Source organism: Actinomadura sp. WAC 06369 (genome assembly GCF_003947565.1).
In the GTDB taxonomy this organism is placed as follows: domain Bacteria; phylum Actinomycetota; class Actinomycetes; order Streptosporangiales; family Streptosporangiaceae; genus Spirillospora; species Spirillospora rifamycini.
Map to the genome: position 1 here is coordinate 26,103 of NZ_QHJN01000063.1, position 14,402 is coordinate 40,504.

Consider the following 14,402-nt stretch of genomic DNA (forward strand, 5'->3'; position numbering starts at 1 on the left):
TGTGTCCTATGCACAACTTGTGCATCATGCATATCGCTGTGGTAAGCATGCTGGCGTGCGGGAACGGCGCGGCGGGCACGGATTCCCGGCGAGCGCGCAGTGAGCGAGAGAAGGACGGCGTGGACAAGCCGACGGAACGGGTCGAGTTCGAGACGATGCTGCTCACGCGGCACACCCTCACGACGGTCCGGCGCGCCGGCCAGGAGACGGGCGGCCTCGAACGCAGCGCCTACATCCTGCTCAGCCGCATCCGGCTGGAGGGGCCGATGTCCATCCGGGAACTCAGCGAGGTCTTCCGGCTCGACCAGTCGACCCTGAACCGGCAGACGTCCGCCATGCTGCGCGCCGGACTCGTGGAGCGCATCGCCGATCCCGGCGCCGGGATCGCGCGCAAGTTCCGCATCACCGACGAGGGCGCCCGCCGGCTCGACGACGAGCGCGACCGGATCGTCCGGGGCCTGGAGAAGGTGCTGCACGACTGGACGGCCGAGGAGGTCGAGGCGTTCGCCGGGTACCTCGAACGCTTCAACACCGACATCGAGCGCCTGTCCGGACGGACCTGGCCCCGCCCCTGACCCGTCCCCCGGGCACGCCGGAGGCCGGTGCGGCCGCCGCGCCGACGGTCGCACCGGCCCCGGTGCCCCGCTCCCGGAGGGGCCGCCGGGAGCGGACGGACATCAGTCGATCTTCGCCTGGGCCTTCCGGACGGTCACCGGCTCGGCGAGCCGCTGCTCGTCGCAGATCCGCTGCATCCGCTCGATCGTCTCGTCCAGCCCCGCCCCCAGCCGCTCGCCGGGGGTGAAGGCCGCCGGGAGCTTCCGCATCCCGTTGATGACGCCGATCGTGTCGTAGTGCACCGCGCCCTCGGGGTCGCACCGGTAGTCGGGCATCCGGTCGAGCACCTGGACCAGCATCCGCTTGAACACCGTGCGCGCGACGTTCGAGCCGATGCACCGGTGGATGCCGATCCCGAAGCTGCTGTGCCGGTTGTTCTTGCGGGAGAGGTCGATCGTGTTCGGCTCCGGGAACACCGCGGCGTCCCGGTTCGCCATGGCCCACGACAGCCAGAGCCGCTCGCCCTCCTTGAAGGAGGTTCCGGCGATCTCGCAGTCGGCGGAGATCGTGCGCCCGTCGCCCGGCGCGGGCGTGTAGTAGCGCAGGAACTCCTCGGTCGCCGAGTTGAGCAGCGTGTCGCGCTCGCGGCTGAGCCGCGCGCGCTCCTCCGGGTTCTCCGAGAGCCACTCCAGCGCGTGCGCGGTGAGCGCGGTCGTCGTGTCGAACCCCCCGCCGATGATCAGCCCGAGCGCCCCGACCTGGTCCTCGAACGGCGGGGCTTCCCCGTCGATCTCGATGCGGGCGATCTCGTCGATCAGCCCCGGCCGCGGATTCTGCTGGATCTCGAAGAACTGGCCGACGAGATGGCGCCCCATCTCCTTGTGCATCTCGGCGACCCGCTCCGCCTCCGGCGTGTTCGGCCGCGTGTAGACGGCGGCGTGCACCGGCTCGTTGTAGACGACCCAGTCCTTCATCGGGATGCCCATCATCCCCAGCGTGAGGACCGCCGGGACGACGTTGGCGAGGTCGTCGACGAAGTCGATGCGGCCGCTCTCGATCCGCTCGTCGAGGCAGGCCCGCACCAGCTCGTCGATCACCGGGATCCACCGGTTGATCGCGGCCGGGGACAGGTACGGGTTCAGCGCCTGCCGGTAGTACCGCTGCGCGGGCGGGTCCATCTCCAGGAAGCCGCCGGTGCTGCCCCTCCCCCGTTCGGGCGGCGGGATGGAGATGCCCTGGTAGCCGCGCCGCTCGCCCTTGATGTCGTGGTCGTTCGACACGCGGTCGGCCGACCGGGCGAGTTCGAACACCTCGCGGTTGCCCGCGGCGACCCAGTGGCCCCCGTAGGTCTCCGTCCAGGCGATCGGGCACTTCTCGTGCATTTCCTCGGTGATCGCCTCGAACCGCCCGCGGTACTCCGGCGCGTGCCGGTCGAAATGGTACCGGTTCTGTTTACGGTCGTCGCCCGTGACGACGTCATCCGCACCCATATTGCCCTTCTCCAAAGTCACTCGAGGTCGGGGTCATCGCGGTGGGAGCCGGACACGGCGCCGTCAGTCGACGGAGATCGCACGCTCGGGGCACGAGTTGACGGCCTCGATGACCTGCGCCTCCTGGTCCGCCGGCACGTCCTCCCGCACGACGCACGAATGGCCGTCGACGTCGCGGAGTTCGAAGATCTCCGGGGCGATCATCGCGCAGAGCGTGTGGCCCTGGCACCGTTCCGAATCGACGCGCACCTTCACGCTCTTTCCTCCTGCCTTTCGTCCGGCCGTCGCTTATCAGACGTGGTAGTCGTGCCACTTCAGGTAGCCGCCCGCGTCCACCCGCATCTGCATCCCGGTCACGAACTTGGACTCGTCCGAGGCGAGGAACAGGACCGTGTCGCTGATGTCGCCCGGCTCCACGTAGGAGACGGGGAACGCCTGCTGCACCGCGAACGCCGGCTCGGCGTCCGCGCGGGTCGGGTTCTCCAGGTCGGGGCGGAACGAGCGGTACATCGGTTCGCTCTGCAGCATCGGCGTGTTGCAGTTCGTCGGATGGATCACGTTGATGCGGATCTTGTGCGGCGCGAGGTTGCGCGCCAGCTCGTGCGCGTACTCCGACAGCGCCCGCTTCGTGAACGCGTAGCCCGCCCCGCCGGGGTTCGACCCGGGCGTCTGGACGATGCCGTGGTTCATCATCGCCGCCGCCGACCCGGTCGCGATGATCGACGCGCCCTCGCCGAGGTGCGGCAGCGCCACCTGGATCGCGTTGATCGTGCCGACCAGGTTCACGTTGACGACGTCCGTCCACGCCTGCAGCGGCGGGTTCCCGTGCAGCGGCGCGATGCCGGCCTGGGCGACGACGACGTCGAGCCGGCCCAGCTCGCGCACGCCCCGCTCCACCGCGTCCGCGAGCTGCGCGGCGTCCCGCACGTCCGCCTGCACCGCGACGGCGCGGCGGCCCGCGGCCTCGATCAGCCGCACCGTCTCCTTGAGGTCGTCCGGTCCGGCCAGCTTGTAGCCGACCGTCTCGATGTCCCGGCAGATGTCGACCGCGATGACGTCGGCGCCCTCTTCGGCCAGCCGGACGGCGTGGCTGCGTCCCTGCCCGCGCGCCGCGCCCGTGACGAACGCGACCTTCCCCTCGACACGTCCCATTGGTGTCGTCCCTTTCCTGCTCTGCCGCCCGTTCCGTCAACCGGCGGTGGAAGTTCCCGTCCGCTCGCCCGCGGCGGCGTCCAGCGCTCCGGCCAGCGCGTCCAGCCCCCCGCCCAGCGCGCCGAGATCCGCGCCGTGCCCGGCGGAGACCCGCCGGACGACGTCCATGTCCTTGCCGAGGAACCCGCCCACCGCCGCCGCGAACCGCGCGACCGACCCGCGGGCCGCGACGCCGGTGAGCGCCCGGCTCGACGCGCTGCCGTGCCCGAGCGCCTCGAGCAGCACGGACTCCTCGACGCCGAACGCCGCGCCGAGCCGGACCGCCTCGGCCAGCAGCCCGATCTGCGCGGCGAACAGCGCGTTGTTGAGCAGCTTCACCCGCTGGCCCGCGCCCAGCGCCCCGACGTGCAGGACCGGGTCGCCGTAGCAGCGCAGCGCGGGCCGGACCCGCGCCACGGCGTCGTCGCCGCCGCCCGCGAACACCGCGAGCCGCCCGGCCGCGATGTCGTGCGGGCCGCCGCTGACCGGCGCGTCCACGACCCGGACGCCGCGCGCGGCGGCGCGCCGGGCGACGGCCGCGGCCGTGTCCGGATCGCCGGTGGTGTGCAGGACGACGACCGATCCGCGCGGCATCCGGTCCGTCAGCGGCCCGCCGACGCACACTTCCCTGACCTGGTCGTCGTCGAAGACGCACACCAGGACGGCGGCCGCGCCCTCCCCGGCGGAGGCGGCGTCGGCGACGGGCTCGGCGCCCTCCGCGGCGAGCGCCGCGCGCGCCTCGGCCGTCCGGCCCAGCACGCGGACCTCGTGGCCGGCCCGGACGAGGCGGCCCACCATCGGGCGGCCCATCCGGCCGGCTCCGACGAATCCGAGGCGCATCGGCCGCTCCTGTTCGCGCGTGGTCGCCGCACGGGACGCGGCACGGCGGCCGGTCCGGACGACGTCGATCCCCGGCGGGGGTCTCAGGTGACCGCGACACTAGCCAGGCTCAACGGTTTGAGCAATAGGTCACCCTGATGAACAGTGATTCAAAGTCCTGACCCGGCTTGCATGAACGCCTCCCGGCGGCACGGTCCACAACCGGCACGGAAACCGCGTTGCTGCTGGTCAGGGCACATTCTCGATCGCTACGAAAAGCGTTGGGCCACCGCCCCTCCGGGGTCGCCGGAAGGCACTGCGAGCGACCTCCGAGCACCCCGGCGGTGCCGTCCGGCACTGTTGACGGCCCGTCGGACGACTGCTTTCCTTCGCCGTGAGCGACCGCCCGCCCCAAGGCCCGCCTCCGACCCACCACAAGCCCGCACCCGCCAGCCGCACGCCCCCGGACGAGCGGCCACCGGACGAGCGGCCACCGGGCGACGGACAGCGGGCGAGGGCCACCGGACGAGCGGCCGCCGGGCGAGGGCCACCGGACGAGCGGCCACCGGGCGACGGACGGGCGGCGGGCTACGGACGGCGGGCTACGGACGGCGGACGGCGGGCACGGACGACGGGCACGGACGACGGACGACGGGCACGGACGACGGACGACGGACAGCGGGCTACGGACTAGGGACCGCGGACGACGGACCCCGGGCAGCGGACCGCGGGCGGCGGGCGACAGACCGCGGACCGCGGACCGCGGGCGGGGGGCGGCGGACCGCGGGCGACGGGCGACGGGCAACGGACGACGAGCGACAGGCGACGAGCGATGAGCACCGGGCGACAGGCGATGGGCGACAACCCGAGTCTGCAGTCGCAGCCCCCGTTCGTCCGAACGGACGGCGGCGCTCAGCAGGAGGCACGCACGCCAGCGGCCTCACGGCCAGCGCCGGGGAGCCGCCCTCGCACCACGTACGAGAGAACGCCCGTCCGAGACACCACCGCACGTAAGAAACACCGTCCGACGCACCGCTCGAAACACCACCGGCTCGAAAAACCACCATCCAAAACACCACCACCCCGGCAGAAGACCGCCACCCAAAACACGACCACCCGAACAGCGCCACCCGAAACGCGGCCACCCGAAACGCGGCCACCCGAGACACCACGATCCGAGACACCGCCGCCCGAAAACGCCGTCCGAGACACCACCACCCAGACACCACCACCCGAAGCACTACCGCCCGAAAGACCACCGCCCGAAAGACCACCGCCCGAGAGAACGTCGTCTGAGAGAACGTCGTTTGAGGAGGAGCGCCGATGAGCGGACCGTCAGTGACCCCACCGCCCGGGACATCGTCCGGGAGCGCGCCCGCGGCGAAGGCGCGCGTCGGCTTCGTCGGGCTGGGCAGCCAGGGCGCGCCCATGGCCCGCCGGATCGTCGAGGCCGGGCATCCGACCACGCTGTGGGCGCGCCGCCCGGACTCCCTCGCCCCGTTCGCGGACACCGCCGCGGCGACCGCCGCCTCCCCCGCGGCGATGGCGGCCGACTGCGACGTCGCCTGCGTCTGCGTGGTCGACGACGCGGGCGTCGAGGAGGTCGTCGCCGGTGCGGACGGGATCCTGGCCGGGCTCGCCGAAGGCGGGGTGATCGTCGTGCACAGCACGGTGCATCCCGACACCTGCCGGCGCCTCGCCGACCTCGCCGCCGCTCGGCGCGTCGCCGTGGTGGACGCGCCGGTCAGCGGGGGCGGGCCCGCGGCGGCCGAGGGGCGGCTGCTGGTGATGGCGGGGGGCGACGACGACGCCGTCGAGCGGTGCCGCCCGGTGTTCGCGACGTACGCCGACCCGATCGTCCACCTCGGCCCGCTCGGGTCCGGGCAGCTCACCAAGCTGCTGAACAACGTGCTGTTCACCGCGAACCTCGCGACCGCCGCGGGCGCGCTCTCGCTGGGGCGGTCGCTGGGCGTCGACCCGGCCCGCCTCGCGGAGGTCGTCGCGCACGGCAGCGGGGCCAGCTTCGCACTGGAACGGGTCGCGGCGGCGGGCGGCACGCTCGACCCGCTGGCGGCCCGCGCGGGCGCGCTGCTGCAGAAGGACGCGCGGCTGCTGGCGGCCGTCGCGGAGGCGGCGGACGTTCCCGCGGGCCCGGCCCTGCGGGCGGCGGACGACGCGCTCGACCTGATGGACCACCGCAGGTGAGCACCCTCCCGGGTGCCCTTCGGCCGTCCGCCGGGGCCTGGTCGCCGGCGTCTGCGCGGGCGCGTTCGCCCACGGCCAAGCGCGCGGTCCACGCCGCCGGGGCGCGTGGCGTCCCTGTGCACCGGCGCGTTCGCGCTCGCCGCCGCCGGCCTGGATCTTCTCCGAGACGGTCCGCACGAGGGGGTTGACGTTGACGCGAGTCCGGTATTGACCATCTCTGCTGGCGAGATTAACGTTCTCGCTAGCAGAGAGCGAGGTGCCGCACATGCCGGAGACGCCGCAGGACGGACCGGGCGTCCCGCCCGCGGACGGGCGGGACGAGCGAGCCCGGTACCGGGTCGTCCAGTGGGCCACCGGGAACATCGGCACGCGGGCGCTGCGGGCGGTGATCGAGCATCCGACCCTGTCCCTGGCCGGAGCGTACGTGCACTCCCCGGCCAAGGCGGGGAAGGACGCCGGGGAGCTGTGCGGCGCCGGCCCGACCGGCGTCACCGCCACCCGCGACGTCGGCGAGGTCCTGGCCCTGCGCCCCGACTGCGTCCTCTACATGCCGGCCGCCTGCGACATCGACACCGTCTGCCGGCTGCTGGAGGCGGGCGCGAACATCGTCACGACGCGCGGCGAGTTCCACCGCCCGGACGGCATGGACCCCGATGTCCGCAAGCGGGTCGAGGCGGCGTGCGAGCGGGGCGGCGCCTCGATCCACAGCACCGGCAGCAGCCCCGGGTTCATCACCGAGGCCGTGCCGCTGGTGCTCACGTCGATCCAGCGGCGGCTCGACCGGCTCACGATCAGCGAGTTCGCCGACCTCTCCCGGCGCGACTCCCCCGGGCTGCTGTTCGACGTGATGGGCTTCGGCCGCCCGCCCGCCGACCTGGACGAGCGCCGCCTGAACCACGGCCGCGTCAGCTTCGGCCCGTCCCTGGCGCTCCTCGCCGACGCGCTCGGGCTGCCGCTGGACTCGATCGAGGCGTCCGGCGAGGTCGCGACCGCGCCGCGCACGGTCCGCATCGCCGCGGGCGAGATCGCGGCCGGGACCGTCGCCGCGCAGCGCATCACGGTCTCCGGCATCCGCGGCGGGCGCGCCCTGCTGCGCTTCCGCGCGACCTGGTACTGCACCGCCGAACTCGACGCGGACTGGGACGTCCGCGCCACCGGCTGGCACGTCGCGGTGGAGGGCGACGCGCCGCTGGACGTCGACCTGCGGTTCCCCGTCCCCCTCGACCGGATGGCCGCGACCACCCCCGGCTACACCGCCCACCGCGCGGTCAACGCGGTCCCGTTCGTCTGCGCCGCCGAGCCCGGCATCCGCACCACCGCCGACCTGCCGCAGATCGTCGCCGCGCTCGGCTGAGCGCGTCCGTCCCCCGTCCGGCCAGCGAGCACGAGGAGCGAGCCGTTGAGCGTCACCGACGCGAACCCGTCCCTTTTCGACCGGGGTCTGGCGACCCGCCGGGAGGTGCTCGGCGCCGAGCACGTGGAGCGCTCCATGGACGGGGCGAGCGAGTTCTCCCGGCCCGTCCAGGAACTGGTCACCGAGTTCTGCTGGGGCGCGGTGTGGACCCGCGACAGCCTCGACCGGCGCACCCGCAGCCTCATCAACCTCGGGACGCTGACGGCGCTGGGCCGCGACCACGAACTCGCCGTGCACGTCCGCGCGGCGGTCACCAACGGCTGCACGGTCGCCGAGATCCGCGAGGCGCTGCTCCAGACGACGGTGTACTGCGGCGTCCCGGCGGCGACGAACGCGTTCCGCATCGCCGAGCGGGTGCTCCGGGAACTGGGCGAACTCCCGGACGGGCCCGCCGGCGCGGGGACGGCGGAGCGATGAGCGGGCGCGCGCCGATCCGGACGGTCGGGTTCGTCGGCCTCGGCAACATGGGGCGGCCGATGTCCCGGCGCCTGGCGGAGGCCGGGCTGCGGGTCCGGGCCCACGACCCCGTGCCGCCCGGCGGGGACCTCCCGGACGGCCTCGTGCTCGCGGCGTCGCCCGCCGACGCGGCGCGCGGCGCCGACGCCGTCGTGCTCATGCTGCCGAACAGCGACATCGTCGAGGGCGTCGCGGACGGCCTGCTCGACACGCTCGCACCCGGCGCGGCGCTGGTCGACATGGGGTCGAGCCGTCCCCTGTCCACGCAGAAGCTCGCGGCCCGCGCGGCCGAGCGCGGCATCGGGTTCGTGGACGCCCCCGTGTCCGGCGGGGTGAAGGGCGCCGAGGGCGGGACGCTCACCGTCATGGCCGGGGGCGCCGCCGCCGACGTCGCACGCGTCCGCCCGGTCCTGGACGTGCTGGGCCGCGCCGTCGTCCACGCCGGGGACGTCGGGGCCGGGCACGCGCTGAAGGCGTTCAACAACCTGCTGTCGGCCTCCCACCTGCTGGCGACCGCCGAGATCATGCGGGCGGGCGGCCGCTTCGGGCTGGACCCGGCGGTCATGATCGAGGCGATCAACGCGTCGAGCGGCCGCTGCGCCTCCACCGAGGTCAAGTGGCCGGAGTTCGTGCTCACCGACCGCTACGACTCCGGGTTCGGGCTGTCGCTGATGCTCAAGGACATGCGGATCGCGGCCGAGCTGGCGGAGGCGCAGGGCGAGCCGCTGGCGTTCGGGCGGGCCGCCGTGGACCTGTGGGCGGCGGCCGCCGAGGACCTCGGCCCGGACGCCGACCAGACCGACATCGCCCGGTGGCGGGGCCGCGGCTGACCGCCGGGCCGACACGGCGGGCGTCCGCGGGCGGGACCGCACCACCGGGACGGCGCGACCGGGATCCCACGATCGGGATCGCACGATAACGTCGGGGCCGTGCGGCTTCATGTGGGATGCGCGATGTGGAACCTCGCCCCGTGGCAGGGGCGCTACGTGCCCCGCTCGCTGCCCGCCGACGAGCGCCTGCGCGCGTACGCGTCGTGGTGCAACGCGGTCGAGGGCAACACGACGTTCTACGCGACCCCGTCGCGGGACGCGGTCGAGTCGTGGGCGCGGCAGACGTCCCCCGACTTCCGGTTCGTGGTGAAGCTGCCCAAACCCGTCACCCACGGGAGCCGCCTGGCGGGCGCCGACGACGAGCTGCGCGCGTTCCTGCACGCGATCGAACCGCTCGGGCCGCGCGCCCACGCGCTGTGGGTGCAGCTCCCCGGCTCGTTCGGGCCCGGCGACGTCGGGACGCTCGTCCGGTTCCTGCGGCGGCTGCCCTCCTCGCACCGGTACGCGGTCGAGGTGCGGCACCGCGCGTTCTTCGAGGAGCCCCGGGCGGCGGCCCTCCTGGAGCGCGCGCTCGCCGAGACGGGCGCCGAATGGGTCCCGTTCGACACCACCACGCTGTTCCGGAGCCCGCCGACCAGCGACGCCGAACGGGACGCGTGGCTGAAGAAGCCGCGGATGCCCCGGCGCACCGCGGCGCTCACCGGGCGCCCGATCGTCCGCTACCTCGGCCGCGACGACGCCGACCGCACCGTCGAGGGCTGGCAGGGCTGGGTCGCGGCGGTCGCCGACTGGCTCCGCGAGGGCCGCACGCCGACCGTGTTCGTCCACACGCCGGACAACGCCGAGGCGCCCGAACTCGCCCGCCGCTTCCACGACGACGTGCGGGCGCGGGTGCCCGAGCTCGAGCCGCTGCCGGAACCGGAGCCCGTCGGGCCGCCGACCCTCTTCTGAGCCGCCGGTCAGCCGCGGGCGCGCGCGAGGGAGTCGGCGATCTCCTTGTCGGCGACCTCCCGGTCCTGCCAGCCGCGGACGTCGGAGCTCTTGCCCGGTTCGAGGCTCTTGTAGATGTCGAAGAAGTGGCCGATCTCGTCGAGGGTGTGCGCGTGCACGTCCCGCAGGTCGCGGATGCCCTCGTAGCGGACGTCCCGGGCCGGGACGCCGAGAATCTTCGCGTCCGGCCCCTTCTCGTCCAGCATCCAGAAGACGCCGATGCTGCGGACGGTCACCTGGCAGCCGGGGAAGGTCGGCTCCTCCAGCAGCACCATGATGTCGAGGGGGTCGCCGTCCTTCGCCACCGTGCCGGGGATGTAGCCGTAGTCCACCGGGTACTGCGTGGAGGTGAACAGCATGCGGTCCAACCGGATCCGCCCGAGCCGGTGATCCATCTCGTACTTGTTCCGCGACCCCCGCGGAATCTCGACGATCATCTCGGTCTCCATCGGTTCCCCCCTCGCGACGCGCGTCCCTCTCCGGGAGTTCGCCGCTGAGAACGTCCCGAAACCGGTTCGGTCACGCCGATCCGCCGGTGAACGCGGCGGCCGTCCGGGCGGCGAGACCGCGCAGCCAGACGTGCGCGGCGTCGTGCGTGTGCACGGGGTGCCACCACAGCGCCTCCTGGACGGGCACCGCCTCGAACGGGCACGGCAGCGCGCGGACGGCGGCGACCGGCGCGAGGAGCTCGGCGAGCCGGCGCTGGATCAGCGCGAGCCGGCGGGTCCCCGCAACGAGCGACGGCATCAGCTGGAAGCTCTGCACCGACACCTCCACCCGCGGTTCCAGGCCGAGCATGCCGAGCTGCCGCGCCGCCGGCGCGTCGTGGGGGCGCTGGTACACGACCCACGGCAGGCGCGCGAGGTCGTCCAGGGTCAGCTCGTCGCCGATCTCGGGATGGTCGGCGGCGACGAGGCACACCCACTCGTCCCGGTACAGCTCGACGGTGGGGAAACCGCTGATCACGCCGTGCGGCATGAGCACGCCGTCCACCGCGCTGAGCAGCGCGTCGGTGTTGTCGCCGATCTCCGGGCCGACCTGCCGGAACGTCAGCCGCACCCCGGGCGCCGCGGCGTGCACGGCGCGCGCCAGCGCGGCGCCGAACACCGCCACCGCGTAGTCGGACGCCATGATCGTGAACTCCCGGCGCTCGGACGCGGGATCGAACTCGGCGCGGCTGGTGAACAGCCGCTCCAGCAGCACGCACGCGTTGGCCGCGGGCGCCTCCAGGGCCGCGCCGAGCGGCGTCGGGTCGTAGCCGTTGCCGTTCCGGACCAGCAGCTCGTCGCCGAAGTGGCGGCGCAGCCGGGCGAGCGCGGCGCTGGTCGCGGGCTGGCTCAGCCCGATGCGCCGCCCCGCCCGGGTGACGTTGCGCTCCTCCAGGAGGGCGCGCAGCGCCACCAGCAGATTCAGGTCGAGGCTGGCCAGGTTCACGGCGGGACGCCTCCATTCACTCCATGGATGCCGGGCATCTGGGGAATCGATTTCCCAGATCTCCCCTGGTGCTCCAAGGTTAATGGCATCGCTAGGAGGGACGCCGTGGAAAGCACACTCGCCGAAAAGTGGCCCGCCGGCCGGTTCGCGGTCGGCTCGTTCTCCGCCGGGGACGGCCCCGTGTTCCCGGGGCTGGTCACCGGCGACCGGGTCGTCGACCTGCGCACCGTCCCCGGGCTCGCCGCCCACGGGACCGTCCGGGACCTGCTGGACCGCTGGGACGACGCGCTGCCGCTGCTGCGCGCCGCCGACGGCGACCGCCTGCCGCTGGACGGCCTGCGCGTCCACGCGCCCGTCGAACCCCGGCAGATCGTCCAGTCGGGCGCGAACTACCGCACGCACGTCATCGACCTCGCCGTCGCGCACGAACCGGAGGGCGGGCGCCCCGCTGAGCGGGTCCGCGCCGAGACCGCCGCGATGATGGACCGGCGCGCCGCCGAGGACGAGCCGTACGCGTTCATCGGCCTGCCGTCGTCCGTCACCGGCCCCTACGACGACGTGGTGATCCCGTCCTGGTGCGCCGAACCCGACTGGGAACTCGAACTCGCCGCCGTCATCGGCCGCCCCGCCTACCGGGTCCCCGCGTCCGAGGCGCTCGCGCACGTCGCCGGGTACACGATCGCGAACGACGTGACGGCCCGCGAGCTCGTCTTCCGCCGCGACATGCCCGAGATCGGCACCGACTGGCTCCGCGCGAAGAACGCCCCGACGTTCACGCCCCTCGGCCCGTACCTCGTCCCCGCCGAGTTCGTCGACCCCGCCGACCTCCGGGTGACGCTCCGCCTGAACGGCGACGTCATGCAGGACGAGTCGACCGCCGACATGATCTTCGATGTGGCCCGGCTGGTGGCGCACGCGTCCGAGACCGCCCGGCTGCTGCCCGGCGACCTCGTCCTCACCGGCAGCCCCGCCGGGAACGGCAAGCACTGGGGCCGGCTGCTGCGCCCCGGAGACGTCATGGAAGGGACGATCACCGGGCTGGGCGCCCAGCGCAACCGCTGCGTCGCCGAGGAGGCGTGATGCTCGACCGCACCGACCCCGAGGGCGCCATCGCCGCGGCCGCCGCCGCCTGCTCCAACTGGGGACGCTGGGGCGACGACGACGTGCTCGGCACCGTCAACTTCATCGACGAGGCCAAGCGCCGCGAAGGCGCCGCGCTCGTCCGCCGCGGCGCGTCGTTCTCCCTCTCCCAGCGGTTCGACATGAACGGCCCGCAGAAGGGCTGGCGGCGCCGCACCAACCCGGTGCACACCATGCTCGACACCGGCACCGACGCCGCCCTCGGCAACCAGGGCTTCCCGCACGGGATCGGCGGCGCCGACGACGTCGTGTCGATGCCGCTGCAGTGCTCCACCCAGTGGGACGGACTCGGCCACATCTTCGACCACGGCCGCGCCTGGAACGGCCGCCCCGCCGAGAAGGTCGTCACCTCCGAAGGCGACCTGGTCACCGGCATCGAGCACATGGCCGCGCCCGTCGCCGGACGCGGCGTCCTGCTCGACGTCGGCCGCGTCGTCGGCGGCGGCGAGCTCCCCGACGGCTTCGCCATCACCGAGGAGCATCTCCGCGCCACGATCGACGCGCACGGCGTCGCCGTCGGGCGCGGCGACATCGTCTGCGTCCGCACCGGCCACCTCGCCCGCGCGCGCCGCGACGGCTGGGGCGACTACGCGGGCGGCCCCGCGCCCGGGCTGTCGTTCACCACCGCGTCCTGGCTGCACCGGACCGAGATCGCCGCGATCGCCACCGACACCTGGGGCTTCGAGGTGCGCCCCAACGAATTCGACGACGCGTTCCAGCCGCTGCACCAGGTCGCCATCCCCAACATGGGCCTCCTCATCGGCGAACTCTGGGACCTCGACGCGCTCGCCGCCGACTGCGCGTCCGACGGCGTCCACGAGTTCTGGCTCACCGCCGGGCCCATCCCCGTCACCGGCGCCGTCGGCGCCCCCGTCAACCCGATCGCGGTCAAATGAACATCGACGTCCATGCCCACGTCCTCCTTCCCGCCGTCGACGCGGCGGTCGCCGACCGGCCCGGCCACGCCGAGCACCGGGCCCTGGACGCCCGCCGCAACGGCCCCGCGTCCCTGCGGGCGAGCGGCGCCATGATCGGCGAACGCCTCCACCGCCTCACCCGGGTCGACGCGCGCCTCGCGGACATGGACGCCGCCGGCGTCGACGTCCAGATCGTCAGCCCGTCCCCGTCCCACTACCACTACTGGGCCGACCGCGACCTCGCCCGCGAGGTCTACCGCCTCGCCAACGAGGGCACCGCCGCGCACTGCGCCGCCTCCGACCGCCTCCACGGCCTCGGCCTCGTCCCCCTGCAGCACCCGGACCTGGCCGTCGAAGCCCTCGACCACGCGGCGGCGCTCGGCCTCAGAGGCGTCGAAATCTCCTCGCACGCCCCGGGCCGCGAACTCTCCGACCCCGCGCTCGCACCGTTCTGGTCCCGCGCCGAAGCGCACGGCGCCGTCGTCTTCGTCCACCCCTTCGGCTGCACCCTCGACGAACGCCTCGACCGCTTCTACCTGTCGAACATCGTCGGGCAACCCGTCGAGAACGCCGTCGCCCTCTCGCACCTGGTCTTCTCCGGCGTCCTCGACCGCCACCCCGCGCTGAAGATCCTCGCCGCCCACGGCGGCGGCTACCTGCCCGCCTACCTGGGCCGCGCCGACCACGGCCACGCGGTGCGCCCCGAGGCCCGCGAGTGCGCCGACCCGCCGAGCACCTACCTGCGCCGCATGTGGTTCGACTCCCTGGTCTACGAACCGTCCGCGCTGCGCGCCCTCATCGACGCCGTCGGCGCCTCCCAGGTCGTCATGGGCTCCGACCACCCGTTCGACATGGGCGTCGACGACCCCGTGGCCCGGATCCGCGCCGCCCTCCCCGCGGGCCCCGCCCGCGACGCCGTCCTGCGCGCCAACGCCACCGCCCTCTTCGCCCTCCCCACCTG

General features: G+C 73.9%; 15 protein-coding genes. 9 read left to right on the forward strand and 6 right to left on the reverse strand.

Annotated elements, in window-relative coordinates; all coding sequences use genetic code 11:
• The first annotated feature begins 119 nt into the window (after positions 1-119).
• A complete protein-coding gene (locus DMH08_RS18645) occupies positions 120-575 on the forward strand; it encodes a MarR family winged helix-turn-helix transcriptional regulator (RefSeq protein WP_026401950.1) in 456 nt (151 codons plus the stop codon).
• Positions 576-677: 102 nt separating this feature from the next.
• Here DMH08_RS18645 and DMH08_RS18650 read toward each other — a convergent pair whose 3' ends face one another.
• The 4 genes from DMH08_RS18650 to DMH08_RS18665 form a co-directional block, all read right to left on the reverse strand.
• On the reverse strand, positions 678-2,045 hold the full coding sequence (locus DMH08_RS18650) for a cytochrome P450 (protein ID WP_125616351.1): 1,368 nt from the start codon (positions 2,043-2,045) through the stop codon (positions 678-680).
• Between the two features lie 63 nt (positions 2,046-2,108).
• Positions 2,109-2,300, reverse strand: coding sequence for a ferredoxin (locus DMH08_RS18655; RefSeq protein ID WP_026401948.1), 192 nt, complete (start codon positions 2,298-2,300; stop codon positions 2,109-2,111).
• Positions 2,301-2,336: 36 nt separating this feature from the next.
• Positions 2,337-3,197: a mycofactocin-coupled SDR family oxidoreductase gene (locus tag DMH08_RS18660; protein ID WP_026401947.1), complete on the reverse strand. Its 861-nt coding sequence runs from the start codon at positions 3,195-3,197 to the stop codon at positions 2,337-2,339.
• 36 nt (positions 3,198-3,233) lie between these two features.
• Positions 3,234-4,076 carry an NAD(P)-dependent oxidoreductase gene (locus DMH08_RS18665; RefSeq protein WP_125616354.1) on the reverse strand — a complete coding sequence of 281 codons (843 nt, stop codon included), beginning with the start codon at positions 4,074-4,076 and terminating at the stop codon, positions 3,234-3,236.
• Positions 4,077-5,378: 1,302 nt separating this feature from the next.
• Between DMH08_RS18665 and DMH08_RS18670 the strand changes: the two genes are divergently transcribed.
• The 5 genes from DMH08_RS18670 (at position 5,379) to DMH08_RS18690 (ending at position 9,911) form a co-directional block, all read left to right on the forward strand.
• Positions 5,379-6,260, forward strand: coding sequence for an NAD(P)-dependent oxidoreductase (locus DMH08_RS18670; protein WP_125616357.1), 882 nt, complete (start codon positions 5,379-5,381; stop codon positions 6,258-6,260).
• 265 nt (positions 6,261-6,525) lie between these two features.
• Positions 6,526-7,614, forward strand: a complete 1,089-nt coding sequence (locus DMH08_RS18675) for an NAD(P)H-dependent amine dehydrogenase family protein (protein WP_125616360.1) — start codon at positions 6,526-6,528, stop codon at positions 7,612-7,614.
• Positions 7,615-7,659: 45 nt separating this feature from the next.
• Positions 7,660-8,091 carry a carboxymuconolactone decarboxylase family protein gene (locus DMH08_RS18680; protein ID WP_233617674.1) on the forward strand — a complete coding sequence of 144 codons (432 nt, stop codon included), beginning with the start codon at positions 7,660-7,662 and terminating at the stop codon, positions 8,089-8,091.
• Positions 8,088-8,960 (forward strand): NAD(P)-dependent oxidoreductase, encoded by an 873-nt coding sequence (locus DMH08_RS18685; RefSeq protein ID WP_125616363.1) that lies wholly within the window; start codon positions 8,088-8,090, stop codon positions 8,958-8,960. Before DMH08_RS18680 ends, DMH08_RS18685 begins: the two co-directional genes overlap by 4 nt.
• A 99-nt stretch (positions 8,961-9,059) precedes the next feature.
• Positions 9,060-9,911, forward strand: a complete 852-nt coding sequence (locus DMH08_RS18690; protein WP_125616366.1) for a DUF72 domain-containing protein — start codon at positions 9,060-9,062, stop codon at positions 9,909-9,911.
• Between the two features lie 8 nt (positions 9,912-9,919).
• Here DMH08_RS18690 and DMH08_RS18695 read toward each other — a convergent pair whose 3' ends face one another.
• Positions 9,920-10,399: an inorganic diphosphatase gene (locus DMH08_RS18695; RefSeq protein WP_026401942.1), complete on the reverse strand. Its 480-nt coding sequence runs from the start codon at positions 10,397-10,399 to the stop codon at positions 9,920-9,922.
• Between the two features lie 70 nt (positions 10,400-10,469).
• Complete coding sequence (locus tag DMH08_RS18700) at positions 10,470-11,384, reverse strand: LysR family transcriptional regulator (protein WP_026401941.1); 915 nt, start codon at positions 11,382-11,384, stop codon at positions 10,470-10,472.
• A gap of 105 nt (positions 11,385-11,489) precedes the next feature.
• Here DMH08_RS18700 and DMH08_RS18705 point away from each other — a divergent pair, with 105 nt between their 5' ends.
• The 3 genes from DMH08_RS18705 to DMH08_RS18715 all read left to right on the forward strand — a co-directional run.
• Positions 11,490-12,464 carry a fumarylacetoacetate hydrolase family protein gene (locus DMH08_RS18705; RefSeq protein ID WP_233617675.1) on the forward strand — a complete coding sequence of 325 codons (975 nt, stop codon included), beginning with the start codon at positions 11,490-11,492 and terminating at the stop codon, positions 12,462-12,464.
• A complete protein-coding gene (locus DMH08_RS18710) occupies positions 12,464-13,420 on the forward strand; it encodes a cyclase family protein (protein ID WP_199747880.1) in 957 nt (318 codons plus the stop codon). The genes DMH08_RS18705 and DMH08_RS18710 overlap by 1 nt, the downstream gene beginning before the upstream one ends.
• The coding region (locus DMH08_RS18715) for an amidohydrolase family protein (RefSeq protein WP_148108595.1) at positions 13,417-14,402 on the forward strand (986 nt) is incomplete at its 3' end. The genes DMH08_RS18710 and DMH08_RS18715, both read left to right, overlap by 4 nt.

What these genes read in the sequence shown, in the direction of transcription:
- DMH08_RS18650 (WP_125616351.1), bottom strand. Translation starts at nt 2,045, where the DNA reads ATGGGTGCGGATGACGTCGTCACGGGCGACGACCGTAAACAGAACCGG.
- DMH08_RS18665 (WP_125616354.1), bottom strand. Translation starts at nt 4,076, where the DNA reads ATGCGCCTCGGATTCGTCGGAGCCGGCCGGATGGGCCGCCCGATGGTG.
- DMH08_RS18675 (WP_125616360.1), top strand. Translation starts at nt 6,526, where the DNA reads ATGCCGGAGACGCCGCAGGACGGACCGGGCGTCCCGCCCGCGGACGGG.
- DMH08_RS18695 (WP_026401942.1), bottom strand. Translation starts at nt 10,399, where the DNA reads ATGGAGACCGAGATGATCGTCGAGATTCCGCGGGGGTCGCGGAACAAG.
- DMH08_RS18670 (WP_125616357.1), top strand. Translation starts at nt 5,379, where the DNA reads ATGAGCGGACCGTCAGTGACCCCACCGCCCGGGACATCGTCCGGGAGC.
- DMH08_RS18685 (WP_125616363.1), top strand. Translation starts at nt 8,088, where the DNA reads ATGAGCGGGCGCGCGCCGATCCGGACGGTCGGGTTCGTCGGCCTCGGC.
- DMH08_RS18660 (WP_026401947.1), bottom strand. Translation starts at nt 3,197, where the DNA reads ATGGGACGTGTCGAGGGGAAGGTCGCGTTCGTCACGGGCGCGGCGCGC.
- DMH08_RS18710 (WP_199747880.1), top strand. Translation starts at nt 12,464, where the DNA reads ATGCTCGACCGCACCGACCCCGAGGGCGCCATCGCCGCGGCCGCCGCC.